A 24162-nucleotide genomic window follows, 5' to 3' on the forward strand; every position below is an offset into this window, starting at 1 on the left:
CAAGCATGAAGAAGATTTTTTTAATGATATTGGGAGTTATTGCAATGGCAGTAATGTCTTGTAGTAAAGATTTCTTGGAGACAGAATCTACAAGTGCAGTCGATCAGTCCATCATATTCAAGGATACCAAAGCAGCCTTGATGGCGATCAACGGTATCCACCGGGTAATGTACGAAAAGGGTAACTATGCGCCCAAAATGGGCTACCAATACTATATGCTGTATATGGATTTTCTGGGCGAGGATTTGATATACACCAAGTCCAATGCGCAGTTTCGTACAGAGGCGGACTGGACACGACACCGACAGACGACCAATCAGTATCCCCGCCACATCTATGAATACATCTACAAGATCATCGCAAACGCCAATATGGTGATCGAAAACATCGACAATGCTGAGGGTCCACAGGAAGAAAGGGATTATGTCAAAGGGCAAGCCATTTTTTACCGGGCATTCTCGCATTTCTGTGCCGTACAGCTATATGGCAAGCGATACGACCGAGCAGGCAACAATACCCAAATGGGCATTGTACTGCGCATGGAATCGTCGACCGATCCAAAGGAGCGATCTTCTGTCGAAGATTGCTATGTGGCGATCAACGAGGATCTGGATGAAGCTATCCGCCTGCTGTCCAATGTTTCTTTCGAGCGTTCGACCAAGATGCACATCAATGTGCACGTCGCCAGAGCCATCAAAGCCCGCGTGCTACTCACGCAAGGCAAATGGCTGGATGCAGCGGAGATGGCTAAGATGGTCGTAGATCATTCGGGCGCGCAAATGGACAATAGCTGCTACGATTATAAACAAGGCCGCTGCTCGGATGCGACAAACAAAGAATGGATATGGGCAAAAATAGCCCAACCCGAATTGGAAACGGCAACGCTATTTAATTTCTATAGCTATATTTCGAACACAAATATTTCTTACAACAAGAATACGCCCCGGGCGATCAACAATCTGCTGTACGAAAAAATATCGGCGACCGACGTCCGTAAGCCCCTATGGGTGGAAGATGTGACCAACCATCCGGGTCTGGTATATCCTCCGGGGGGAAACAGGTACAAGTGGATGAGCCAGAAGTTTATCGTAGACCACCCAGACAATTCGTCCTCTTCCTATAGCGGTGCCATTATTACAGCAGATTTGGCCTTTATCCGCTTACCGGAAATGTATCTCATCATGGCTGAAGGCTATGCCAGAGGTGACGAAGAAGGCAAAGCTCGTGATGCGCTGTATGTCGTCGCTCATGATCGTGATCCTATGTATAGCCTCAGCAGCAATACCGGTGATGACCTGACGGAGGAAATCATGACACAAAGACGTGTCGAGCTCTGGGGCGAAGGCTTCCGGTTCCTGGATCTCAAACGTCTCGATATGCCGCTGGACCGTGGTCCCAAACCTAGGTCGGGATACAATCAGGGCGGAGCAGTCAATGGCTGGAAAAACAATTTCAATCCGACCAATCTGGATCCTTTGGCTTCCAACTTTAACATGTACGAAGAACAGGCTGTGGGCGAAGCGAGCAGGTACGTAGCAGCGGGAGCAAAGGAATGGCAATGGGTCATCCCGGAGCTGGAGATTCAATACAACCCGCTATGTAAGCAGAATCCATTATAATTTAGTTTTAACCCCTTTAAAGAGATCGTTGTTAATATTTTCTGACAACGGTCTCTTTTGTTATACTCTTCCTTAGGAATAACTTCCGAAGTCCAATCTTACCGGCCCACTCCTCAATCGTTTGCGTTAAAAATTGTTTTAAAGCCTCTTTTTTTTGATTAAACTTGTATGATTGATATAGGCCATAAAAATTTTGTGACCACTTCGCAACAGGAAGTTAGCGTACCCAAAAGCACCCTTTAAGATAAAAAAAATGAAAAAATTCTTAGACGACAATTTTTTATTGACCAATAAGATTGCAGAAGAGTTGTATCACGACTATGCAAAAAGCCAGCCCATCCTAGACTATCATAACCATTTGATACCGGAGCAGGTGACCGGCGATATAAATTTTGAGAACATCACCCAGGCCTGGCTGTATGGAGACCATTATAAATGGCGAGCCATGCGGGCAAATGGTGTTGATGAACGTTATATCACCGGGAACGCAACAGATGCGGAGAAATTCCAAAAATGGGCTGAAACTGTGCCCTACACCCTTCGCAATCCGCTATACCATTGGACACACTTGGAGCTACAGCGTTACTTCGGTATTACAGAGCTATTGAGCGGAGACACGGCTTCGTCCATCTATGAAAGCACCTCGCAAAAACTGAATACTGCCGATTATTCCGTTCGAGGTCTACTGCAAAAGATGCACGTGGAAATCATCTGTACGACCGATGATCCCTTGGACGACCTGGCATTTCACCAACAGTACGCACAGGGACCGTCATCTTTCCGGATGCTACCGGCCTTCCGTCCCGACAAAGCTATGGATTCGGACAATGTAACCAATCTCAATACGTATATCAATCGGTTGGAGGAAGTTGCCAACCGTTCCGTGAGCACTTTTGATGATTATTTGGAGGCGCTAAAGGGCCGACATGACTATTTTGCCCAAAATGGCTGTTGCATTTCCGACCACGGCTTAGAACAATTGTCTGCCGAGGACTATACACATGCGGAGATCAGTGCAATCTTTGCCAAAATACGTAGTGGTCAAGATCTTTCTCCTTTGGAAAGCTCCAAATTTAAGTCTGCGATGTTGGTACACTTTGCACAGTGGGATCACGAAAAAGGCTGGGTGCAGCAATATCACCTGGGTGCTATACGCAACAACAACACCCGGCTGTTGACATCCCTTGGTCCGGATACAGGTTTTGACTCGATAGGCGATTTCAGCCAAGCTAGGACGTTGTCCAAATTCTTGAATAAACTGGATGCCGAAAACAAGCTCGCCAAAACCATCCTCTACAACCTCAACCCTGCATACAATGAAGTCTTTGCGGCGATGGCCGGCAATTTCAACGACGGCACAGTAGCCGGAAAGATACAATTTGGATCGGCATGGTGGTTTTTGGATCAAAAGGACGGTATGGAGCATCAGCTCAACGCACTTTCCAATATGGGTCTCCTCAGTCGCTTTGTCGGTATGCTGACCGATTCACGGAGTTTTCTGTCTTTCCCTCGACACGAATACTTCAGAAGGATTCTTTGTAATTTATTTGCCGAAGATGTGGTCAACGGACAATTACCAAATGATATCCCATGGATAGGAAAAATCATCGAGGATATCTGCTACCGCAATGCCAAAGAATATTTTGGGTTTTAGGGATAAAAGACTTCCGAAGTTCTGAGAACTTCGGAAGTCTTTTATTTTACATAGCCCTATCCTTCTCCTCGATTTTATCCTCTTTCCTATGGAACGATTGTTTCAGGTTTCCAAATTTAAACGCGTAGGTAAGCCTCACCGTTTGAGAATCCCTATATTGCTTGATGAGGGCATTGTACTCTTCAAAATCGGTGGAGACATTGTTGCGGTTACTTCTGAACACATCGGTCACGGCCAATTTTAGAGAGCTCCGTTGATCCTTAAAATTGTATGTAGCGCCTATATCTGTATTGAAACGGCTGTGGATACGATAGACATTGTAGAGGAAGGGGGAGTTGTAGTTCATCGTCAATTCTGCGGACATGGATTTCTTCAGTTTAAAGCTATTCATCGAACTTCCTTGAAAAAACAGGGATCCCAGACTAACGTAATGCCCGGCAATCGGTCCTTCAAAATACATGTGTATTCCGGTCAGGTTGTTGTACATTGACCACCATTGTCCTATACGAAACGGTATACTGGCATTCAGATAGCTCGTGTTGGTACGCCCCAAGTTCTCTCTGATGACCCAAGTTGTTTTCAACTCCGTATCCTGACCAAGACTTTCGACCATGGCATTGCGTGTCAGATCATGCCCCAATGTCAGGTTGAATAACTGAAACAGTGTGTAATTCAATGTAAAACCATGTGTGTACTGAGGTTTGAGGTCGGGGTTCCCTTTCATATAAGAGCGTTTGTCAATATAATATTCAAACGGATTCAAATATTTGTAATTTGGTCTCGACACCTTACGGGAATAATTCAAGGACAAAGAATGATTCTTCGACACTGCATACCCCAAGGAAGCGGAAGGAAAGAAATCCAAATAATCTTGTTGTATAGACTTGCTTGCCGTGACCGAACGTCCATCCGAAACGGTATATTCGCTTCGTAGCCCTGCCTTGACATCCCATTTGCCCAATGCAATAGCGTAATCAATATATCCAGCCGAAATCTGTTCCCGATACAGGAACGTGTTTGATCGATTGGTATAGTTCATCCAACTATCTTGGTCGCCATCGAGGTACTCAAACAAAATATCGTTGTCCGAGCTTACGTTACTGTATTTCAAACCTGCTTCCAAAACACCTTTGCCCAATGGATGGGTATAATCCAATTTAGCCGACAATATATCAATATCCGTATACGAGTTGCTCCGTTCGTACTCAGGGTCATATTTGGACGTGACGAAATCTGCCAAAAAAGTAAAATAACTATAGTCCGTGTGATTTTTGGTTCTGAATAGACTGTAATCCATACCCATCGTCAATTTTTTCCCTGCCGTATCTATTCGAAACTCGTTGTTGATATTCCATGAATATCGGTTGAACTTCTCGTTTGTTCCTGTCATTGAAGATAAGATGGAGTCTATAGCCACAGCATCACGCCCCATATTCGTGGTACTATGGTTGTCATTTTTGTCAGTATTATTGTTACCTGTAAACTGTGCCAAAAAGGTATTTCTTGCCGAGGTTTTCAACTCTACTCCGGCTTTGTACTGATGTGTCCTATCCTCCATGTCCAAAACCGAGGATTGATCAAAAAATGTGCTTTCCGTTTCATCGGCTATCGTGCGTGCTATCCCCAAATCATGAAGGCTATGATCATTGGTGTAGGCATAGCTACCAAAAAAGGTTGTTTTTTCCTTTTGGTAATTCAAATTGAGGGAGGTATTTCCTCTCCACTTTTCACCTCTAGCTCCACTGGCCACAAAAGACCCGTTGAAGCCTTCCAACCTGTTCTTTTTCATCGTAATATTGATCGTGCCAACACCACCTTCAGCATCATCTTTTGCCGTACGTATCGTACTCACTTCTACGCTTTTGATCTGACTGCCATCCGTATTCTTTAACAAAGTAGCCAGTTGTTCACCCGTCATATAGGTCTGCCTACCGTCTATCGTGACATTGATCCCCGCTTGGCCCATCAAGGTCAGGTTGTCATCCTTGTCTACGCCTACCCCAGGTGCTTTTTTGACGACTTCAAGGGCATTGTTGCCTGCGGCTAATGCCGTATTTTCCACGTGAAGAACCAATTTGCCGTGTACATTACGAACAAGCGGAAGTTCTCTATTGACATCCACAACCTCTATGTTCTTCTGTTGTGGAACCAGCACAATAAGTGGAATATCCATAGGATTACCCTTTGCTTCAAATTCTTCCGAAAATGTTTTTGCATAACCTATGGCCGAGACCTCTAGCAGAAACTTTCCATCAGGAACATTGTGCATTTGATATTCTCCCTTGTCGTCGGTAACTGCAGTTTTCAGCACAGCTTTTGCCTTAGGGGTCAACAAATACACCGAAGCTCCTTGTATGGGTATGTTCGCTGTGTCCAATACCTTACCGCTGATATCGGCATATTGTTGGGCAAATGCAGCAGTTTGAAAAAAAGCGGACAAGCAAAATACAAATAGGATTTTTTTCATCTGTATATAATCTGTTTTTAAAGGTGATGAAACTTGCATGAATTATTTTTCACTTCTTGTTTGTTTTCAGTAGCGTTCAAGAGCTCGCTACGCTCGGTTCATATCCTTATGCGAATGGCAATTCATGCAGGTTTCATGTTGTTATTGTTCATTGGATGTAGCACATATTAAACCTGATTTCTGCATGACCCATACTGTTTTACTGGCTTTTCTTTCGCCATCCGCTTCTTGGAGACACGACCGGTACGATATTCCACGCAGCTTAGCACGTAAGGGTTCTCCGATCTCGACGACAGTACCCAAGGGAAGAAAGACAACAGCTGCGACCTCTTGACCACGATATGGATCAGAAGCCTCTAGTTTAAAATGGCTGTCGAAGATCATCTTGTCTTTCTCTTCCGACATTTCGTAATCTATCTTTGCCGCCCTTTCGGCCGCTTGTTGGTATGTTTTGCCCCGAGCTGTATAATGGTACTGGACGAATGGTTTTTGCAACGAATCCAACGGCTCGAAACGAACACTAATATCGTTTCGGATAGCACGACTGAAATTCTCCATATTTCCACGTAGACGGTATTCCTTTTGTCCATTTTCGAGGGTGGCTGCGTCTATGATACGCAAATCTTTCTCCGTAAAATAATAGGTCGATTTGAGCGGCATGGGCTTTTCTACTTTAATGGTACTTGTCTCCTTAAAATTTTGATTGCCGATAATGATGTAGACGATGAGCACAATGACCGAAACCACCCATATCGCCCATAGGCTCAACGAAAGATACGTATTCATAGGTCTGGTCTTGAAAAGAATACGGACAAACAAATGGAAAAGAGCCATGAAAGGTATCATGACACCTAATATTCCAGCCAGTAAGGCTATTAAGGCCTGGTCTTTGCTCAAGGCTTCTAGAGGAGGAAATATAATCTCATTCTGATAACCCAGCACACCCAACGAAAAGGCTACCAGCATGAAGATCAGCCCCATGATCGTAAGACCGCTAATGATAAGCATAAACAGTGCAAAGAGCTTACCGATGAACCGAAAGACAGCTGATATAACATCACCTATGACTCGAGAATTGCGGGAAACAAATCCTTTGGCTTGGGTAAAACCTTGACCATAATTTTCGAGGTCGTCTTCAAAGCTCTTCTTGAAGTTCTGTAAGGTTGGCTCTTCTCCTCGCATCGCCATCTTGTCTGCACGGCTCGATGCTACTGGCATGAGTGCCCACAAAACGACATACAGCAAAATACCTGATCCGCCAAACAAAAAGAAAAGAACGAAGAGAATGCGTACCCATTTTACATCCATGCCCAGATAATACCCCAAACCACTACAGACCCCGCCGATGATCGTATCATCAGGATCACGCATTATCTTTTTATGTCCATAGGGCGCATGCTTTTCTTCCTTCGACCGCGCCTGATGGTCATCGTAGGTCTCATCGGACAGTTCGTCCACATCTTCAAAATCGCTTACCCTACCCATTTGTGCGATGACTTCTTCTACATCTATCATAGAGATAACCTCTTTCTTGCCCAACTCTATGCGTTCGGCAAACATTTCGGCAATCCGGTTTTCGATATCCTGCAAGATCTCGCCACTGTCGGGCGTACGGCCAAAATGCTTCTTGATCTCGATCATATAACTACGCAATACTTCATAAGCGTCTTCTTCTATATGAAATACAATACTGTTTATGTTGATGATGATAGTCTTGTTCATGGTGTCGATGTTTTTAGATTAACTATTGCTCCTCCCCGCCAAGGAGACCTCCACGGCATATACCAACTCTTTCCAGGTAATGTCCAGTTTTTTCAATACCTGTTCGCCTTCGGCCGTAATTTGATAATACTTACGAGGGGGACCTGAAGTCGATTCTTTCCAGCTATAACTCAAAAGGCCATTGTTTTTCAACCTTGTCAACAAAGGATAAAGCGTTCCCTCCACTACCAAAAGCTCTGCCTTTTTCAACTCTGTTATGATATCCGAAGCATATATCTCCCCTTTCGAAATAATCGATAGGATACAATATTCGAGTATCCCCTTGCGCATCTGGGTCTGTGTATTGTCTGCTATCATGATAGGACAAAGGTATGTATTAGTATAGTACTATGCAATACATAGTACCATATGAATACATAATATCTTGACTTTAAAGAGATTATATTTTAAAAACGGTCTTAAATAACTCCGTCATGGTGAGCGAAACGAAGTAAAGTCGAATCCATCTCATAGACAAAATCTATGTTTTATAGATCTTTCGACTCCGTTTCACTTCGCTCAAGATGACGAACAGAGAATTAGGATAATCACACTATTTATACGAACTTCGCACCATGAGATATTTAAGGCAGTATGGATGGTCCGTACTATGGGGACTATTGATGTTTGGACTAATGGTAGTTCCTTCCAACAATCTGGAGGGAGCCCCCTCCTTTCCGGGCTTTGACAAATTGGCCCATTGTGGAACTTTCTTTGTACTGACTACCTTATTGTATCGGGAAAATCTCTCGAAACATCAGCAACATATCCATCCATTGAACACTGTATGGAAAATAGTGGCCAGCACACTTATATTTGCAGGAATTACGGAGCTCGCCCAGATGTATTTGTCGCCATCTAGAACAGCAGACGTATGGGATTTTTTTGCGGATGCTGTCGGAATAGGTATGGGGTCTTTTGCTTTTTTACTTTTGTATAGAAAATAACGTCTTTATGAAACCAAGGTTATTTATTTGGATATGTGTCTGCGCTTTAGCGATGTCAAGCTTACAGTCTTGCGGTGTGTTTAAGAAAGACTGCGGGTGTCCATCTGTTTCTTCGGGAAAGAGGAGGTGAGGGTTACCTTGGCTAGCTTTGGCTGGCGCAAGCGTCTCGTTTGTGACCAAAAAACAGTCACAAGGATCGCTTCGCTTAACCTTGCGCCAGTTAATTATCACGCCCTAGCGATTGTCGCTACACTTACTGCGGCTCCGGCCTGTACCAGCTGGTTACCAGCCACACATATTGTCGCACCTGTGGTCAACACATCATCCACAAGCAAAATATGCTTCCCTTTGACCAGTGAAGGTCTTCTCAACGCAAATACCCCTTCGACATTATCATAACGCTCGATTCTGTTTTTTTGTGTTTGGCTCTCCGTGACTTTCGTACGGATTAGGATATCCTCATTCAACGGCACTCCACTCACTTTGGATAGCCCCCTCGCAAATTGGCCCGCTTGATTATACCCCCGTTTTCGAAGTTTACTCTTATGAATAGGCACTGGGACGATCATATCCAATTGCTCAAAAATACCTGTTGGCTGTAAAATTTTAGTATAATACTGCCCCAAAAATACGCCTATATCCGGTTCATTGCCGTATTTGAGCTTATGCACAAGCTTGGCAACACGGGATGACTTGGCAAGATAAAGCATAGATACAGCCTGCTTGAAGTCTAGCTTGCCCCATAGCTGCTGCGCAGTTTCATTCTGTTCGTCCAGATGAAAATCGGTCATGGGCAGATGGTATATACATTCCGTACACAGCACCTCCTCATGAGATAAAAGGGATACATCGCACGATACGCATACTTTAGGGAGGAAAACATGCACAAAGTCCTTCAAGAAAGATGAGATCTTCACAACTTTATCAACGTATAGGTTTATACGCTAAAGATAAGAAAATTAATTCGTTTTCTCTTTAATGGCTAATTGGCCACAGGCCGCATCGATATCCTTGCCCCGACTGCGGCGTACATTGGTCACAATGCCTTGCTCACGTAGATATGCTGCAAACGCCTCGATCTTATCGGCTTCTGCATTCACAAAATCAGCCAGCTCTATGGGATTGTATTCAATAATATTGACTTTACAGGGGACGTGTTTACAAAACATTGCCAACTCTTTGGCATCCTCTAACCCATCGTTGAAATGATGGAAGACGATGTATTCGTAGGTAATCGGACTCTTGGTCTTGGCGTAGAAATAACGAAGAGCTTCAGCCAATGCTTTCAACGAATTTTGCTCGTTGATCGGCATTATCTCATTACGCTTTTCATCATTTGCCGCATGTAGAGACAGCGCCAGATTAAAGCGTACACCATCATCACCTAGTTTTTTGATCATCTTCGCAATACCTGCCGTAGAGACCGTGATTCGCTTGGCCGCCATATTCAGGCCGTCCGGAGCCGTGATACGTTCGATGGACTTCAAGGTGTTGGCATAATTCAACAAAGGCTCTCCCATACCCATATATACAATATTGGTGAGTGGAATACCATAATGCTGTTCGGCCTGCTTACTTAGCAATACGACCTGATCATAAATCTCATCCGCATTTAGGTTACGTTTACGATCCATATAGCCCGTCGCACAAAATTTGCAGGTCAGGCTACACCCCACCTGCGAACTGACACAAGCAGTCATACGATCCGGTGTAGGTATCAGCACGCCTTCAATGACATTCCCATCGTGCAATGTAAAACTATTTTTGATCGTCTTGTCCGAGCTAACCTGAGACTGTCGAATCGTCGCACAGTTTATGGAAAAATGTTCTTTCAGCTTCTCCCTCAAGGACTTGCTCAGATTGCTCATCTGGTCAAAATCCGTCACAGATTTTTGCCATAGCCACTCGTAAATCTGTTTGGCACGAAAGCCTTGCTCCCCCATCTGGACAAGATATTCTTTAAGCTGATCGAGCGTAAGGCTACGTATATCTATCTGTTTCGCTGTCGTTAACACCCTGCAAAGATACGGGATTTTTTTGGATCCCTAAATTCCTGTAGAGACGCGATAAATCGCGTCTCTACAGGAATTTTTTATAGATCGCATACAATATCTTCAGATCTTCCTCCGAAAGGGCGGCTATATTCACATCCTTTTGGATATAGTGGTGTTTGAAACCTTTGATAGCTGCATCGGGGTTTTTGGTGTCATATCCGATGATTCGTAAGGCGACTATAGGATCAAAACCTTCGGGTGGATTTTCCAGATTATCGGCATACCAATATCCAAAACCTGCTTCGGCAAGCTTTTTCCACGGGAAACGGGAAGGGTCATTTTTGCGTGCAGGGGCATAGTCCATGTGTCCAATGAAATTGGCCTGCGGGATCTTGTACGCTTCCTTTAGATAGGTCAATAATTGGATCAGAGCATCGATCTGTACATCGGGCCAGGGATCCGTGGTACCGTTATTGTCCAGCTCAATTCCGATAGAAGAGGAGTTGAGATCTGTATCGTTGCCCCATTTTCCCGCTCCGGCATGATGGGCCCGATAATAATCATTGACCATTTGAATAACTTTGCCATCCCTCCCGATAACGTAGTGGGAGCTGACATCCACTCGCTCGTTATGAAAGGTCCTGACGGTATGCTCGGTTGAGTTTTGAGCCGTATGGTGTATCATGACGTAATTGGGTCTACGCATACCAAAATTAGTGGAAGCAATCCACTCCTTGTCCACTGAAGCTATTTTTCCGAGTTGGTTCTCTACTGGAGCTACGCGGTAAACTTTGGCAAAAGCTTTCGCCTTTTTTGCATATATTTTTTCTGTGGCAGCGTATTTGCCGGTACTGCATGACATGACCACACTACACAGGGCGATCCACACGAACAAGATAGACTTTGTTTTCATATTTCAAACTTAGATAATATGCTTTGCATTCACGAACCAATCTCGATATTCGCATTGGCACCAAGTTAAGAAAGTAATCGTTATTTTTTGTCATGCTGAGCTTGTCGAAGCATCTGTTAACTGTAGAGTTTTTAGATCTTCCTATTCCCGAAAGCATTCGGGACAGGCCGTCAGGATGACAAAAAACGCTAAACTTGGCCTGCAAGCAGCTCGTCGGGATAGCTCATGCATCCCCTGAAAAACAAATATACCTGCATAATGTCCATTTGTCAAATCTTCGCTATAATTCCAACGCAAAATTTACCTTTTTACAAAAATCCGTATTTTGCATACCGATATACTATACATTTGCAGAGAAATCAGAACGGTACATGAAAGCGACTTACATCGAATACAGCGACACGAACAGTTTTTCCTCCACCCTATTGGCTTATCTAGCCGGAAACGAGGATCTAAAACCATTCTATGGACGTCTTCCGACCTTTGAGGGATTTGAAAAACAGGTCTTAGCAAAGTCTTCTTTCCAACATCGGGATACCTTGGTTTCTGTCCTGAAAGAACAATACGGGGACTTGTTGTCTTCCTCTCCCCAGACTGCACAGCATGTCACGTTACTGGCACAAAGCACCACATATACCGTTACGACAGGCCATCAGCTGAACATCTTTACGGGTCCTCTATACTTCATCTTCAAGATTGTGACTGCTATCCGTTTGGCAAAGGACCTCAAAGCAAAGTTTCCCGATAAAGATTTCGTTCCGGTCTATTGGATGGCCACTGAAGACCACGATTTTGAAGAAATCAACCATACACGAGTCTACGGAAAGAAAATCATGTGGGATGTACCCAGAATCTCTGGTACAGGACGTATGGCTACCGACAGCATGGAGCAGGTTGTACGTCAATATTGCGGCATGCTTGGATTGTCAGAAAATTCGTCAAGGCTAACCAAAATGGTCGAGAATGCTTACATGCATGGGAGAAATCTCGCCGATGCCACGCGGCAGTTGGTACACAGTCTCTTTAGCGAATATGGCTTGGTCATCATTGATGCAGACCATCCCGAATTAAAAAAACTGTTTGCCCCTATCATAGAAGAAGACATCCTGCACGAAAAAAGCTTTCATACCATCAATAGCACTTCGGCAACCCTGGAAGAGAAAGGCTTTTCGACGCAAGTACATGCACGTGAATGTAATTTTTTCTACCTGACGGACGAGTTTCGCGAACGGATCGTGAAGAACGAAGAAGGTCATTATGAAGTGTTGCACAAAGACATCACGTTTTCGGAACAGGAACTGATCGCTGAGATTAGACAATACCCCGAACGTTTTAGTCCCAATGTAGTCATGCGGCCACTGTATCAAGAGGTTATCCTACCCAATCTCGCCTATATCGGCGGTGGAGCTGAAATCGTCTATTGGCTACAGCTCAAAGCAAATTTTGATCAATATAGTATCCCCTTTCCTATATTGATACCTCGCAATTCGGCGATGATTACAGACGATAACGTGGCCAGCAAAATCTATCGGTTGGATCTGACTTTCAAAAGTATATTCAAGCCAACGACTGTGCTTCAAAACGATTATGTAAAAAGGCACACCAAACATCGGCTGAATCTACGGGATGAATGGATGGAACTAAATGCTATCTTCGGCAAGATCAAACTCCGCGCACATAAAATCGATGCTAGCCTAGGTCCTAGTACCGATGCAGTAAAAGCAAGGCTAAAGAAAGCTATCAACAATCTGGAGAAAAAGCTATTGAAAGCCGACAAACATAACCACGAGGAAGCCCTTATCCAAATCGAACGGCTAAAGGAAAAGCTCTTTCCGGGCGGTGGACTACAGGAGAGAACAGAAAATTTTGCCACGCTATATGTGAGATACGGTGATGACTTTATCAAGGAACTCATCAAACACTTTGAGCCTTTGTCCTTTAAATTCACAATCTTGTATTAACCCTGCGGTTTAAAGCGCATGGTTAATACAAAAGTACTTAATCTAAAGAAGCTGTAATTAATCGCAAAAATTCAGAGCGGGTCACATCATTCTGAAAAGCTCCTGTGAAAGCCGAGGTTGTCGTAACCGAATTTTGCTTCTGCACACCCCGCATGGCCATACACATGTGCTTGCATTCGATGACTACAGCTACACCGGCAGGTTTCAGGGTATCTTGAATACAGTCCCTAATCTCATTGGTCAACCGTTCCTGAACTTGTAGCCGACGGGCAAAAGCATCCACTACACGGGGGATTTTGCTCAAACCGACAATGTGTCCGTTCGGGATATAAGCAATATGCGCTTTACCAAAGAACGGTAACATATGATGCTCACACATCGAATACACCTCGATATCTTTCACAACTACCATCTGACTGTACTCTTCCTCGAACATCGCACTGCGCAATACTTCCGCACCATCAATATCGTAGCCATGTGTCAGGTACTGTAATGCCTTGGCAACCCGTTCTGGCGTCTTTATGAGCCCTTCACGTTTGGGATCTTCACCCAATGCTTCCAAGATATCGACGTAATGGTCGGCGATTCGCTCGACATGCACTTTGTTGTATTGATCTATTTTTACGTAGCCGTCAAGCTCCTCGTTGAGATCTATATTATTATTGTTCATTTCTTTATTCTTCATACTGCTGCACTAATCTCCAAAATACTCTACCGAATTGTTTTCCGTTTCGACCAGTCGAATGCTGTGCAGAAGAACATTCTCCTTTTCGAACAAAGGTTTCAATACCTTAAAGATCTCTGTAGCAATAACTTCCGTAGAAGCCATCTTTCCCTGCATGAAATCCACATCCAGATTGAAATTCTTGTGATCTACTTTGAGCACGACATTCTCTTGAACAATAGATTTCATTTTTTTCAAGTCGATCAAAAAGCCTGTTTCGGGGTTTATCTCGCCTTTTACCGTGATAAACAACTCATAATTGTGCCCATGCCAATTTGGGTTGGCACAATAGCCGAATACCGCCTCGTTTTGTTCGGGCGTCCAATCTTCACGGTGCAATTTATGCGCCGCACAGAATCTTTCCCGTCGTGTTATATATATCATGATATACAAAGATAACCCTAAAAATCTATATTTCAGAACCGGTTTAAAAATCATTTATCTGCATGGTCACTACTTGTGCTGATGCAACATTGGATCTTTTAACTGTATATAGTTTTTAGATTCTTCCTTCGTCAGAATGACAAAAAACGCTTAACTTGCGACAGGTAGGATCCGTAGATTTATCTTCGATGAGCTCGTTTCACTCGGTTCTCTCCGTCCCTCATCAAAATGACGGTACAGTTTGTTAACTTTATCCCCATGCAAGAACTCCATACAAAACCCTTAGTCGTGGCCGCCACCCGTGCAGAAATCGCCCTCAGCATCCCTCTACTGGACGCACAGCAGATTCCCTACGTGATTACGGGAGTAGGTATGGTAGCGACTGCATATGCGCTGACAAAGGCCTTGCACCGATGCACCCCGCCCTACATCCTCAACCTGGGCATTGCCGGCAGTTTGTCCGATGAGCTGCCGATAGGATCCGTTGTCGAGATTGTACAAGATACTTTCTTTGAGCTTGGAGCAGAGCATGAAGATGACTTTATCCCTCTCGAACAATTGGGATTCGGGGCTTCGTCGTGGGCAAACCTCTCTTCGGGACATATACACACGGCACTGGATAAGGTGGAAGGTATTACGGTCAACAAAGTACATGGTCATAAACGGGCGATCCAACAGGTGCAACAGCGCCTACCCTATGCCCGTACGGAAAGTATGGAAGGAGCCGCCGTTTTCTATGTGAGCAACGAAGAAAACATTCCCTGTATACAAGTCCGGTCTATCTCCAATTTTGTCGGACCTAGGGATAAATCTACATGGAACATACCCTTGGCCATTCAAAATCTACATGAATGGTTGAGCGATTTCCTAAAATTGCGTGATGGACAACAGTCCTAAGACCCGTAAAAATTCTGGTTGGGGCTCTGCAACGATATGCAGTGTTTGATGTGTGTGCGGATGGACAAAGGATAGTGACCTCGCGTGGAGCATCATGGTATCCATATCAAAATGTTCTTTCCACAATTTGTTTTGCTTGTTGCAACCATGCGGTCTATCTCCGAGAATCGGGTGAAAAACATGGGCAAAGTGTTTACGGATCTGGTGCATACGCCCTGTTTCGGGGGTAGCTTCGATCAGTGAATAACGGGATGTAGAAAATTTTCCCGAAGCAACACCTATTTCGGATTGTGACAAGGTTTTATAATGTGTGACAGCTTCCTGCAAAGTGCCATTTTCCTTTTTCAGCGGGTAATCGATCGTACCCTTCTCTCCCGTATGTCCCCGTACGATGGCCAGGTATTTTTTTGTGACCTTCTTGTCGTAAAACAGCTGCTGGGACAGCCTGTCGGTTTCTTTATCCAAGGCAAACAACAGCACACCCGAAGTTTTTCGATCCAGCCTATGCGAAGGGTATACCGAACGGCAGATCTGATTACGGAGCAACTGCAAGGCAAATGTCGTTGTATCAGCAGCTATACCCGAACGATGAACCAACAAACCATGCGGTTTATTGATAGCAACCAGGTACTCATCTTGGTAGAGGATGTCCAACATCACAGATCCTTCAACGTGCCGATAATCTCATCTGCTTTCTCGTCAATTTTGGAAGTAAGCCATACTTGCCTGAAAGCACCTCCACCGATAGGTGTGGTTTCGCCCTGCCACTTGATTTTGACCAAGGAAAACAGGTAGTAATTCTCGATCACGACATTATTGCTCACAAAATCCTTGACCAATCTGTCCCCGAAAAGTGTCATGCCCAATTGTATCGCATCCTGATGCTGGTAATCGAGTTGCTTACGAAGGATTTGTTCGGCCTTGGACGAGATTGCCGTCTCGAACTTTCCTTTAGAAGGATTCGTCAGGATAGCAGCCAATATGATGGCTATGACGAGCAAGGCAAAGATTCTTGTTTTTGACATGCACAAAAATAGGATTTATTTTCAGTAGAGACACAAGATCTTGTGTCTCTACCCTATTAGTTCAATTTGTAGTTAGCCATGAGATTGAACCGGGGTATCTCCACTTCAAACAGAGCTCGGTCCATTTCTCGCTCCATAGTATAATACCCTTCCATATACCCCATATCGCTTTTGAGATTGCAACCAGAGGTATACTGGTGGGACTCTCCCGGTGCGAGTACGGGTTGCTCACCGACCACTCCTTCTCCATCGACCTGCTTATGATCACCGATAGAATCGAATATTTCCCAATGCCTGCGGACAAGCCTGGCGGTATAGTCACTGTTGTTTTCGATGGTAATACGATAGGCAAACATATAATGCATATTGTCCGGATTAGAATATTCTTGTTGATAGTAACATTCTACCGAAATCAATATGCCATGCGTGGACTGCGTAATCATATTCTCAAAAATAGGAATCCTAGTTTATATTTCATAATTAATTGTTTATCGTTTTTTACAATTAAGATGTTATTTTTGTTACTAAACAACAATGGTAAGATATGAAATATACAATGACATTTTTAGGGTCGCTACTGTCGGCAGGTTTGCTATTTTCCTGTGGGAATAGTCCTAAAGAGGAAAAAAGTGAAGAAAAAGGGGCTTTGGAAAAAATCTCGGAGTCAGTAGGTGCGGTAAAGAACCTGAACAAGATGGCCGATTATGCAAAGGATCTGGAGTCACGCATAGAAGAGCTGAAAGCACTTTCTCCTGTATCCAACGATGTATTGAAAGCTGTTCTGCCAGAGACGTTGCAGGGCCTGAAGAGAACCTCCCTGAATGTTGGTGATATGAGTGCACTAAATATGGCTTCCGCAAAAGGGCAATACAAGACTGAAGATAGCACAAAATCCGTGGATATAGATATCATGGACGGTGCGGGCGAAGGTGCCGGAGGGATAGTTTCTCTGGTCTTTTTAGGACTGAGTGCCGATCGTGAAAATATTACAGAAGAAGGTTACGAGAAGACGACTAAAATAGATGGTCAACGCGCTTTAGTAAAAGAACATACCTATGGCGAGACGAAAGAATCGGAAATCCAGACGGTCCATGACGAACGTTTTGTGGTCACCCTAAAGGGTAATGGTTACAGTCTGGAAGAGTTGATGGATGTGTTCAAAAATCTTGATCTTTCACAATTGGAATAGTCAGGCATATTAAGACAAGCGAAAAGGAAAAGATAGAGACGTTGGGTCCAACGTCTCTATCTTGTTTTTGCCACTAATTGCTTAGGTTTGTAATATGGCAAAAGGCAAACTCTATCTGATACCCGTACCGTTGGCGGAAGGTGCTGAAAAGGCTTCGTACACATTCATGCACACTTCCATTATCAACAATATCCATGAATACATCGTGGAAAACAGCAAAACAGCCCGAAAATTCTTGAAAGCTGCAGGCTTAAGTATTCCTCAAAGTGACCTTATCCTGCACGACTATGGCAAACATGTACGTGAACAGATCGATTTCGGTACTGTTTTTGCATCTATTTTTCAAGGAAAGGATGTCGGTCTGATGTCAGAAGCCGGATGTCCGGGTGTAGCTGATCCGGGAGCCGAGGTCGTTATGGAAGCACATCGCCGCAATATCTGCGTCGTACCGCTGGTAGGACCTAGTTCGATTTTGTTGGCCCTGATGGCTTCAGGTTTCAACGGGCAGAAATTTACCTTTCACGGTTATCTACCGATAGACAAGAAGGAACGGGCAAAAAAAATCAAGGACTTAGAGATACAAAGCGAAAGGGAACATATCACGCAGATCTTTATCGAAACACCTTTCCGCAACAATCAGCTGTTGGCAGAGGTACTTCGTGTGGCCAAACCGAGCAGTATGTTGTGCATTGCGGCCAATCTCACGGCAGAGGATGAAATTGTCAAAACCAGGACTATAGCTGAATGGAAACGACAAAACATTGATCTGCATAAGATTCCGGCTATATTTTTATTATTTTCGTAAGTTTTTGTCATACGCAGGATACGAATATGTATTTGGACAGGAATACGCTTTGTCGTGACATTTTATTAAAATCAAAATAATGGGAGATATGAACGAGCTTCTACAAGGAATGAGCCGCGAATACATAATATTGGTCATAGCTATAGGCATACTGTTTCAGACCCTCTCCTTAATATTGGCGTATAGCATTCGACAGACTGTTCTGTTGATTAGAAAGGATAACAGATGCCTCTTACCTGGACAGGCTTGGATCGTCGCTATACCCCTTTTGAATATTTTTTACAACTTTATCATCATCAGAAGACTCAGTGACTCGCTTAACAATGAGTTTTTTGACCGTCAAGTCGCCATCGATGAAAATCCTACACTCAAGCAGGGGTATTTTATGGCATATTCATATCTAGCCACAAATTTTCCTTTACCTTTATTTATCGGTTATCTGGCCATTATCGCTTGTTTGGTCTGTTATCTTAACTATTGGATCAAGGTCAATGAATACAGGAGGTTGCTGAGGTCTAGCAATCCAACACCCAGGGAAAATTCTTAGGGGGTGAATATCTTTTGCCTACACTTTAGAGTTGTCTAAAAAGGCTTGGTATAATGTCTTTTTGTCATTCCGACGATAGGAGGAATCTAAAATATGCTATTAATCAAGTGTTTAGATTCTTCGGCAAGCCTCAGAATGACAAATTTTACGGTTCTGCTTTACTTTTTAGCCCCCCTCTTACATTGTCTAACAAAATCTTCCTTATCTTTAAAGACAAATTTATGCTAATGAAAGTCAAAGATCTTACCCAATATCTGGAAACTATCGCCCCACTATCCTATCAAGAACCTTACGACAACTCGGGCTTGATCGTGGGAAATGCAAATGACGAAATTTCCAAAGCCCTGATTGTCTTAGACTGTACTGAGGAAGTCGTACAAGAAGCGATCGATAAAGGCTGTGATATCATCATAGCCCACCACCCTATCATCTTCAAAGGGCTAAAAAAGCTGAACGGCAACAACTACGTCGAGCGTACTGTCATCAAGGCCATCCAACACAACATTGTCCTATATGCCATCCACACCAATCTAGACAACGTACTGGGGGGTGTCAGCTCCAAGATAGCCGATCGTTTGGAATTGGAAAACCAAGCTATACTAAGCCCCAAATCCGGCTTACTCAAAAAACTGTCGGTGTTCGTACCCCGTACACATGTGGATGCCGTACGCCAATCGTTGTTTGATGCCGGTGCCGGTCATATCGGAGATTATGATCAGTGCAGCTACAATTCGGCGGGTTACGGGACTTTTCGACCTCTGGAGGGCGCAGATCCGGCCATCGGAGAAATCGGCGAGCAGGAGCGGATAGAGGAAACCAAAGTAGAAGTGATCTATCCGGCTTATCTTGAACGGCAGATCATGGTAGCTATGTTGGCGGCACATCCCTACGAAGAAGTAGCACATGATATCTACGCGTTGGACAATAGATTACACACCGTAGGCTCCGGTGTCATCGGCAACCTGACAGAGACTCAGGATGGACGATCTTTTCTAGCCTACCTCAAGCAAAAACTAAACTTACATGTCATACGGCATACGGCCTTGCTGGATAAACCTGTACAGCGTGTAGCGGTCTGTGGCGGTGCCGGAGGTTTTTTGCTGCAGGATGCCATCCGTTCGGGAGCAGATGTTTTCGTGACAGCGGATTACAAATATCATGAGTTTTTTGATGCCGAAGGACAAATCGTCATCGCCGACATAGGGCATTACGAAAGTGAACAATTCACGCAAGAATTATTGTTGGAGATTATTCAGAAAAAATTTGCTAACTTTGCTGTCTTATTAACGGAAACAGAGACAAATCCAATAAAATACTTTTGTTAATGGAACAAACGGTAGAACAAAAATTAGAATCATTGTGGACATTACAGTCGATCCACACTCAAATAGATAAGATCCGCCAGGTACGTGGCGAACTTCCTATCGAGGTTGCTGACTTAGAAGATGAGATTGCAGGACTAGAGACTCGTTTGGAAAAAATAAGAGTCGAGTTGGATGACTTGGAAGATTCCATCGTCACACGTAGAAATATGATCAAGGATTCACAAGCCGCAATCAAGAAATACGAAACCCAGCTGAACGAGGTAAAGAACAACCGGGAGTACGATGCGATCACAAAAGAAATCGAAATCCAGGGCTTAGAAATCCAGGTTTGTGAAAAGCGTATCAAAGAGGCTGAATTCGAGATCAGCAACAAGACTGAAGCATACGAAAAAACACAAAGCAACCTCGAATTCAACAAAGCGGAGTTAGAGATCAAAAAACAGGAGCTAGACACCATTACAGCAGAAACACAAGTCGAAGAAGACTCTTTATTAGCCAAAGCAGAAGAAGCTTCCGCTAAGATAGAAGACCGTCTACAGCTAGTGTACAACAAGCTTCGTAGATCTTTCCGCAACGGACTAGCCGTTGTATCCATCGAAAGGGATAGCTGTTCGGGATGCCACAACAAGATCCCACCTCAATTGCAATCTGAAATCCGCCAACGCAAGAAAATTATCATCTGTGAACACTGCGGACGTATACTGGTCGATGAGATGATCGCTTCAGTAGAAGCGTAAAAGATCATCCGTAAAATATAAATGGTATAATAAAAAGTCCGGGCAATTTGTCCGGACTTTTTGTTTATAATCATTTTTAAGGTACAAAAACCATCTCTACATTTTCGACAGCATAACCAAACCGATCAGAGGCTTTGATTCGGATCCGATGGCTACCAGATGAAAGCGGTGGGATGATAGCCTCCCAAATATGAGGTGAAGATCTTTTGCGCAGAGGATTGATCTTCTTTCCAGATGCAGGAAAATGCTTTTGCCTGTTGTTTTCAATTAGACGAAGAACCGATTCAGCAGGTCGTTTTGTATGCCCCATTGTTATCCATTCGCCCTCGTCTATTTGAAGGAATACCGCTGTGCTGTCAGAAGCTCCATAGAGGTTGGCAATCAAGGTATCTCCCCGCAGTGTCATATCCATCTGTTGGCCTTTGTCCAAACCGATACCTTTGTAGTGTAGGGTGTAACATTTCTTGTCAAAATCAATCGTAAAGTAATTTCGGGGACTACCACATTGCATGAGTGCTTCCGGGATTCCCTGCGTATTGGTCTCGCCGGTCCACCAATTGCCTGAGGGCGCGCCGGTCACCAATTCCTGCACACGTCCTTGATTATAGAAATGACGACCTACCTGATGGGTGTGACCGGAAAGAATCAATACATTTTCAAATTTTTCCAATAACGTGAGTACCTCCGTACGATTGCGGGTATAACGCATGGGAATATGTTGACAGATCACGACCGGTGTATGCAAAGGTATAGTTTTCAGATCGTTGGCCAGAAACTCGAGCTGATCATCTGTAAGACGCCCTTCGTAAGACCGCTTGCCCGTGGAAAAAACATTGTTGAATACGATGAAATGTACACCACCGTAATGAAAAGCATAGGTAGAAGCTCCAAATTCACGGTTAAAATGATCGTCCATATGCTCGGCATTTTCCGTATTGCGGTCATGATTCCCAACGAGGGTCCAAGACGGGGACGGAAGGGCATTGAGCATATCCTTGAAAGGAGACAATAAGCTCATTTGGTCATTGACCAGATCGCCTAGGATCAAATGAAAAGTGATATCCCGCCTACCGGCTAATTCCTGGAAAATCGTCTTCCCGGCATAATTCATTTCATCGGTGTCGCCTACCTGAATATCCCCAATGGCTCCTATCCGGAAGGTTGTGGATTGGTTCTCGGCTATCAGGCCGAAGTTGTGCCGTTGGGACGAGCCAGCTGTGGCCTCCTTCCCTAAGTATAGAAAAAGGGAGTTGTTGACTTGTTCTGTACTCTTCTTTGCAAGTGCATATCCATTGGGAACAATCGGAAACACGGATTGGCCAATCGTAACCGGGATTCGGAAATAACCTTTGTTGTCCGTATATACGATATCCTTTCCATTGGATACCGCTACTTTTTTTAACCCCCATTCTCCACGGTCAACGACTTGATTTTGGTTTTTATCGTGAAATACTTTTCCCTCGACCCATACTATGGTCTGTGCAGAGAGCCATACAGGTAAAAAGAGCAGAAGAAGGAGAGGTAAAGGAAATTTTAGCATGGAAGGAGAATAAGAAGCAATGTGAAAAGTAAACTACATCGTCATTTCGACAAAGAATGAGGAGAAATCTATAATTTATCCATAGATTTCTCCCGTTGGTCGAAATGACGATATAGTGTTTTGTTAGAACTGTTTAGAAAGTCTCCCTAACAACATCGTCCGGTTAGTTAGGGGTGTCGTACTTGTACACGACAATATTATTTGCTCCATTGAGGTATGACGCGTAACCGGTACCATCTGACGCGAAGTCTAAAGAAATGAAAGCTCCAGCGCTAACTGCACTCTCCAATACTACTGGCTCTTTCCAATCTTGTGTTTCAGAGTCAAAGGTTTGTACTGTTGGAAACCCTTGTTCGTCACGATAAAAAATATGGACTGCTCCGTTAGGAGCTACAGCGACATTGTAATATCGACTATTTACCAAAGACTGATCAACTTGGATAATACTGCCTACTTGGCTCCAAGTTTGAGTCTCAGCATTATATTTTTTTACCCTTGGCTTATAAGAACCACTCGCATTATCCCCCGCAGCGATATATATATTTCCGTCTTGATCAACATCCATATCGAAATCTCTCACATATATACCAGTTGCACCTTCTTCTATAGTTTGATCAACAATCGTGGTCCAAAGGCCGCTCTGGAACTTATAGACGGAGTAGTTCGAAGGGTTTGTGGCATTGTATATAGCGAGGTATGTTGCATCTCCAACAGTTTTAGCTTTCATAATTCCTCCAATTAATCCATCTTCTCGTCCGGTTATCCTATTGTCTATATTCCAAGTACTACCATTGAAATGAGAGTATACTGTTGCTCTCCGTGGGACGGTATAATTTCTGTCATTAATTTGATTGAAGAGAATAGGATAATTATTTGTAGGATTTATTGCCATTGCTGTGTAACTCACAGCAGCAGAGAAAACGGAACCTCCACCCACTACAGACCATGAATTACCGTCGTAACTCTGTACGATAGGTGCTTGTGATGGTGAAGTGGCGTAATCCGGGAAACTTACAAATAGCTTTCCTTCATCGTTAAATACCATCGCTAATTCCGTAGCGACACGGCCACTTGATAAAGCTCCGCCCAAAGCGGTCCAAGAACTGTTTTCATACTTTATTACGTGTGCTTTTCGTAGATCGGTGTCTGAGTTACTCAGGCTGTATAAGAAATAAGGCACATGAGATGTAGGGTGTATTGCCATTTTAAAGTCGAGTACTGCGTGCTCTGTATAAGCTCCCACCCTTGTCCACACATAATCTGCGGCATTGACGACGGTCACAGTATAGCGGGCATTGGTTTTTCCTTCCGTGGTAATATAATCTACAGGTGTACTAAAGTCATTTTTGGTCACACCGGATTGCTGTGGAATACCGGATACAGTGACAGTGGTATTGTCTGTCGTTGTAAAACGAGCGACCAAATTAGTTCTGTCCACTTCCTTAGGCAATTCGATCTGTATAGCATTGCCGCTCACACTACTGACGATATAATCCCGAAACAGATTGTCCTCATTGTCCTCGGCATAAAAGCCGAAAGAAAGCATTTTCGGATCGGCCTTATCCGGAATATCATCTCCTTTTTTGCTACAGCTACCTATGGCAATTGCAGCAACTGCTATCATAAGATAGTACGCTAGTTTGTTCAATTGTTTCATGTTCATCTTCATTTAT

Annotated in this window: 23 protein-coding genes; 10 read left to right on the forward strand and 13 right to left on the reverse strand. The window is 43.8% G+C overall.

Features of this window, described 5'->3' with window-relative positions:
* Positions 1–5: 5 nt before the first annotated feature.
* Entirely contained in the window at positions 6–1619 is a 1614-nt protein-coding gene (locus G5B00_RS13590) for a RagB/SusD family nutrient uptake outer membrane protein (protein WP_163876380.1), read from the forward strand.
* A 253-nt stretch (positions 1620–1872) separates the two neighbouring features.
* Positions 1873–3273, forward strand: coding sequence for a glucuronate isomerase (gene uxaC, locus G5B00_RS13595; RefSeq protein ID WP_163876383.1), 1401 nt, complete (start codon positions 1873–1875; stop codon positions 3271–3273).
* 46 nt (positions 3274–3319) lie between these two features.
* On the opposite strand, the gene G5B00_RS13600 is transcribed toward uxaC, so the two are convergent.
* From G5B00_RS13600 to G5B00_RS13610, 3 genes are all read right to left on the reverse strand, one after another.
* Positions 3320–5740, reverse strand: a complete 2421-nt coding sequence (locus G5B00_RS13600) for an outer membrane beta-barrel family protein (RefSeq protein WP_163876386.1) — start codon at positions 5738–5740, stop codon at positions 3320–3322.
* A 141-nt stretch (positions 5741–5881) separates the two neighbouring features.
* Positions 5882–7462 carry a PspC domain-containing protein gene (locus G5B00_RS13605; protein ID WP_163876388.1) on the reverse strand — a complete coding sequence of 527 codons (1581 nt, stop codon included), beginning with the start codon at positions 7460–7462 and terminating at the stop codon, positions 5882–5884.
* An 18-nt stretch (positions 7463–7480) separates the two neighbouring features.
* Positions 7481–7819 (reverse strand): PadR family transcriptional regulator, encoded by a 339-nt coding sequence (locus G5B00_RS13610; RefSeq protein WP_163876391.1) that lies wholly within the window; start codon positions 7817–7819, stop codon positions 7481–7483.
* A gap of 257 nt (positions 7820–8076) precedes the next feature.
* Between G5B00_RS13610 and G5B00_RS13615 the strand changes: the two genes are divergently transcribed.
* Entirely contained in the window at positions 8077–8448 is a 372-nt protein-coding gene (locus tag G5B00_RS13615; protein ID WP_163876394.1) for a VanZ family protein, read from the forward strand.
* 227 nt (positions 8449–8675) lie between these two features.
* Here the strand turns inward: G5B00_RS13615 and G5B00_RS13620 are convergent, their stop codons facing one another.
* The 3 genes from G5B00_RS13620 to G5B00_RS13630 form a co-directional block, all read right to left on the reverse strand.
* Positions 8676–9239: a ComF family protein gene (locus G5B00_RS13620; protein ID WP_165031224.1), complete on the reverse strand. Its 564-nt coding sequence runs from the start codon at positions 9237–9239 to the stop codon at positions 8676–8678.
* A gap of 168 nt (positions 9240–9407) precedes the next feature.
* Positions 9408–10463 (reverse strand): 23S rRNA (adenine(2503)-C(2))-methyltransferase RlmN, encoded by a 1056-nt coding sequence (rlmN, locus tag G5B00_RS13625; RefSeq protein WP_163876401.1) that lies wholly within the window; start codon positions 10461–10463, stop codon positions 9408–9410.
* 64 nt (positions 10464–10527) lie between these two features.
* Complete coding sequence (locus G5B00_RS13630; RefSeq protein WP_163876404.1) at positions 10528–11355, reverse strand: N-acetylmuramoyl-L-alanine amidase; 828 nt, start codon at positions 11353–11355, stop codon at positions 10528–10530.
* Between the two features lie 371 nt (positions 11356–11726).
* On the opposite strand from G5B00_RS13630, the gene bshC reads away from it, so the two are divergent.
* Entirely contained in the window at positions 11727–13316 is a 1590-nt protein-coding gene (gene bshC / locus G5B00_RS13635) for a bacillithiol biosynthesis cysteine-adding enzyme BshC (RefSeq protein WP_163876408.1), read from the forward strand.
* 37 nt (positions 13317–13353) lie between these two features.
* On the opposite strand, the gene folE is transcribed toward bshC, so the two are convergent.
* Positions 13354–14001 carry a GTP cyclohydrolase I FolE gene (gene folE, locus G5B00_RS13640; protein WP_410510775.1) on the reverse strand — a complete coding sequence of 216 codons (648 nt, stop codon included), beginning with the start codon at positions 13999–14001 and terminating at the stop codon, positions 13354–13356.
* A gap of 9 nt (positions 14002–14010) precedes the next feature.
* Positions 14011–14424: a 6-pyruvoyl trahydropterin synthase family protein gene (locus G5B00_RS13645; protein ID WP_163876411.1), complete on the reverse strand. Its 414-nt coding sequence runs from the start codon at positions 14422–14424 to the stop codon at positions 14011–14013.
* A 258-nt stretch (positions 14425–14682) separates the two neighbouring features.
* Here G5B00_RS13645 and mqnB point away from each other — a divergent pair, with 258 nt between their 5' ends.
* A complete protein-coding gene (gene mqnB / locus G5B00_RS13650) occupies positions 14683–15321 on the forward strand; it encodes a futalosine hydrolase (protein ID WP_163876495.1) in 639 nt (212 codons plus the stop codon).
* Here mqnB and G5B00_RS13655 read toward each other — a convergent pair.
* The 3 genes from G5B00_RS13655 to apaG are packed head-to-tail and all read right to left on the reverse strand — an operon-like array spanning position 15292 to position 16789.
* Entirely contained in the window at positions 15292–15978 is a 687-nt protein-coding gene (locus tag G5B00_RS13655) for a pseudouridine synthase (protein WP_163876414.1), read from the reverse strand. The genes mqnB and G5B00_RS13655 overlap by 30 nt on opposite strands.
* Positions 15978–16346, reverse strand: coding sequence for a DUF4359 domain-containing protein (locus G5B00_RS13660; RefSeq protein WP_163876417.1), 369 nt, complete (start codon positions 16344–16346; stop codon positions 15978–15980). Before G5B00_RS13660 ends, G5B00_RS13655 begins: the two co-directional genes overlap by 1 nt.
* Positions 16347–16402: 56 nt before the next feature.
* Positions 16403–16789: a Co2+/Mg2+ efflux protein ApaG gene (apaG, locus tag G5B00_RS13665; protein ID WP_163876419.1), complete on the reverse strand. Its 387-nt coding sequence runs from the start codon at positions 16787–16789 to the stop codon at positions 16403–16405.
* A 101-nt stretch (positions 16790–16890) separates the two neighbouring features.
* Between apaG and G5B00_RS13670 the strand changes: the two genes are divergently transcribed.
* The 5 genes from G5B00_RS13670 (at position 16891) to G5B00_RS13690 (ending at position 20949) form a co-directional block, all read left to right on the forward strand.
* On the forward strand, positions 16891–17535 hold the full coding sequence (locus G5B00_RS13670) for a hypothetical protein (protein WP_163876423.1): 645 nt from the start codon (positions 16891–16893) through the stop codon (positions 17533–17535).
* A 94-nt stretch (positions 17536–17629) separates the two neighbouring features.
* A complete protein-coding gene (locus tag G5B00_RS13675) occupies positions 17630–18340 on the forward strand; it encodes an SAM-dependent methyltransferase (protein ID WP_163876426.1) in 711 nt (236 codons plus the stop codon).
* Positions 18341–18428: 88 nt separating this feature from the next.
* On the forward strand, positions 18429–18887 hold the full coding sequence (locus G5B00_RS13680) for a hypothetical protein (RefSeq protein ID WP_163876429.1): 459 nt from the start codon (positions 18429–18431) through the stop codon (positions 18885–18887).
* Positions 18888–19114: 227 nt separating this feature from the next.
* The gene (locus G5B00_RS13685; protein WP_163876432.1) at positions 19115–20212 is read left to right on the forward strand and encodes a Nif3-like dinuclear metal center hexameric protein; all 1098 of its coding nucleotides are present in this window, start codon (positions 19115–19117) and stop codon (positions 20210–20212) included.
* Positions 20212–20949, forward strand: coding sequence for a zinc ribbon domain-containing protein (locus tag G5B00_RS13690; RefSeq protein ID WP_163876435.1), 738 nt, complete (start codon positions 20212–20214; stop codon positions 20947–20949). Before G5B00_RS13685 ends, G5B00_RS13690 begins: the two co-directional genes overlap by 1 nt.
* A 76-nt stretch (positions 20950–21025) precedes the next feature.
* Here the strand turns inward: G5B00_RS13690 and G5B00_RS13695 are convergent, their stop codons facing one another.
* On the reverse strand, positions 21026–22489 hold the full coding sequence (locus tag G5B00_RS13695) for a calcineurin-like phosphoesterase C-terminal domain-containing protein (RefSeq protein WP_163876437.1): 1464 nt from the start codon (positions 22487–22489) through the stop codon (positions 21026–21028).
* 163 nt (positions 22490–22652) lie between these two features.
* On the reverse strand, positions 22653–24158 hold the full coding sequence (locus G5B00_RS13700) for a hypothetical protein (protein ID WP_205966425.1): 1506 nt from the start codon (positions 24156–24158) through the stop codon (positions 22653–22655).
* Positions 24159–24162 lie beyond the last annotated feature (4 nt).

The organism is Parapedobacter sp. SGR-10, from assembly GCF_011030405.1.
In the GTDB taxonomy this organism is placed as follows: domain Bacteria; phylum Bacteroidota; class Bacteroidia; order Sphingobacteriales; family Sphingobacteriaceae; genus Sphingobacterium.

Excerpts from the sequence above, each read along its gene's own strand:
- G5B00_RS13590 (WP_163876380.1), top strand. The coding sequence starts at position 6 with ATGAAGAAGATTTTTTTAATGATATTGGGAGTTATTGCAATGGCAGTA.
- uxaC (WP_163876383.1), top strand. The coding sequence starts at position 1,873 with ATGAAAAAATTCTTAGACGACAATTTTTTATTGACCAATAAGATTGCA.
- G5B00_RS13600 (WP_163876386.1), bottom strand. The coding sequence starts at position 5,740 with ATGAAAAAAATCCTATTTGTATTTTGCTTGTCCGCTTTTTTTCAAACT.
- G5B00_RS13605 (WP_163876388.1), bottom strand. The coding sequence starts at position 7,462 with ATGAACAAGACTATCATCATCAACATAAACAGTATTGTATTTCATATA.
- G5B00_RS13610 (WP_163876391.1), bottom strand. The coding sequence starts at position 7,819 with ATGATAGCAGACAATACACAGACCCAGATGCGCAAGGGGATACTCGAA.
- G5B00_RS13615 (WP_163876394.1), top strand. The coding sequence starts at position 8,077 with ATGAGATATTTAAGGCAGTATGGATGGTCCGTACTATGGGGACTATTG.
- G5B00_RS13620 (WP_165031224.1), bottom strand. The coding sequence starts at position 9,239 with ATGACCGATTTTCATCTGGACGAACAGAATGAAACTGCGCAGCAGCTA.
- G5B00_RS13630 (WP_163876404.1), bottom strand. The coding sequence starts at position 11,355 with ATGAAAACAAAGTCTATCTTGTTCGTGTGGATCGCCCTGTGTAGTGTG.
- bshC (WP_163876408.1), top strand. The coding sequence starts at position 11,727 with ATGAAAGCGACTTACATCGAATACAGCGACACGAACAGTTTTTCCTCC.
- folE (WP_410510775.1), bottom strand. The coding sequence starts at position 14,001 with ATGAAGAATAAAGAAATGAACAATAATAATATAGATCTCAACGAGGAG.
- G5B00_RS13645 (WP_163876411.1), bottom strand. The coding sequence starts at position 14,424 with ATGATATATATAACACGACGGGAAAGATTCTGTGCGGCGCATAAATTG.
- mqnB (WP_163876495.1), top strand. The coding sequence starts at position 14,683 with ATGCAAGAACTCCATACAAAACCCTTAGTCGTGGCCGCCACCCGTGCA.
- G5B00_RS13655 (WP_163876414.1), bottom strand. The coding sequence starts at position 15,978 with ATGTTGGACATCCTCTACCAAGATGAGTACCTGGTTGCTATCAATAAA.
- G5B00_RS13660 (WP_163876417.1), bottom strand. The coding sequence starts at position 16,346 with ATGTCAAAAACAAGAATCTTTGCCTTGCTCGTCATAGCCATCATATTG.
- apaG (WP_163876419.1), bottom strand. The coding sequence starts at position 16,789 with ATGATTACGCAGTCCACGCATGGCATATTGATTTCGGTAGAATGTTAC.
- G5B00_RS13670 (WP_163876423.1), top strand. The coding sequence starts at position 16,891 with ATGAAATATACAATGACATTTTTAGGGTCGCTACTGTCGGCAGGTTTG.
- G5B00_RS13675 (WP_163876426.1), top strand. The coding sequence starts at position 17,630 with ATGGCAAAAGGCAAACTCTATCTGATACCCGTACCGTTGGCGGAAGGT.
- G5B00_RS13680 (WP_163876429.1), top strand. The coding sequence starts at position 18,429 with ATGAACGAGCTTCTACAAGGAATGAGCCGCGAATACATAATATTGGTC.
- G5B00_RS13685 (WP_163876432.1), top strand. The coding sequence starts at position 19,115 with ATGAAAGTCAAAGATCTTACCCAATATCTGGAAACTATCGCCCCACTA.
- G5B00_RS13690 (WP_163876435.1), top strand. The coding sequence starts at position 20,212 with ATGGAACAAACGGTAGAACAAAAATTAGAATCATTGTGGACATTACAG.
- G5B00_RS13695 (WP_163876437.1), bottom strand. The coding sequence starts at position 22,489 with ATGCTAAAATTTCCTTTACCTCTCCTTCTTCTGCTCTTTTTACCTGTA.
- G5B00_RS13700 (WP_205966425.1), bottom strand. The coding sequence starts at position 24,158 with ATGAAGATGAACATGAAACAATTGAACAAACTAGCGTACTATCTTATG.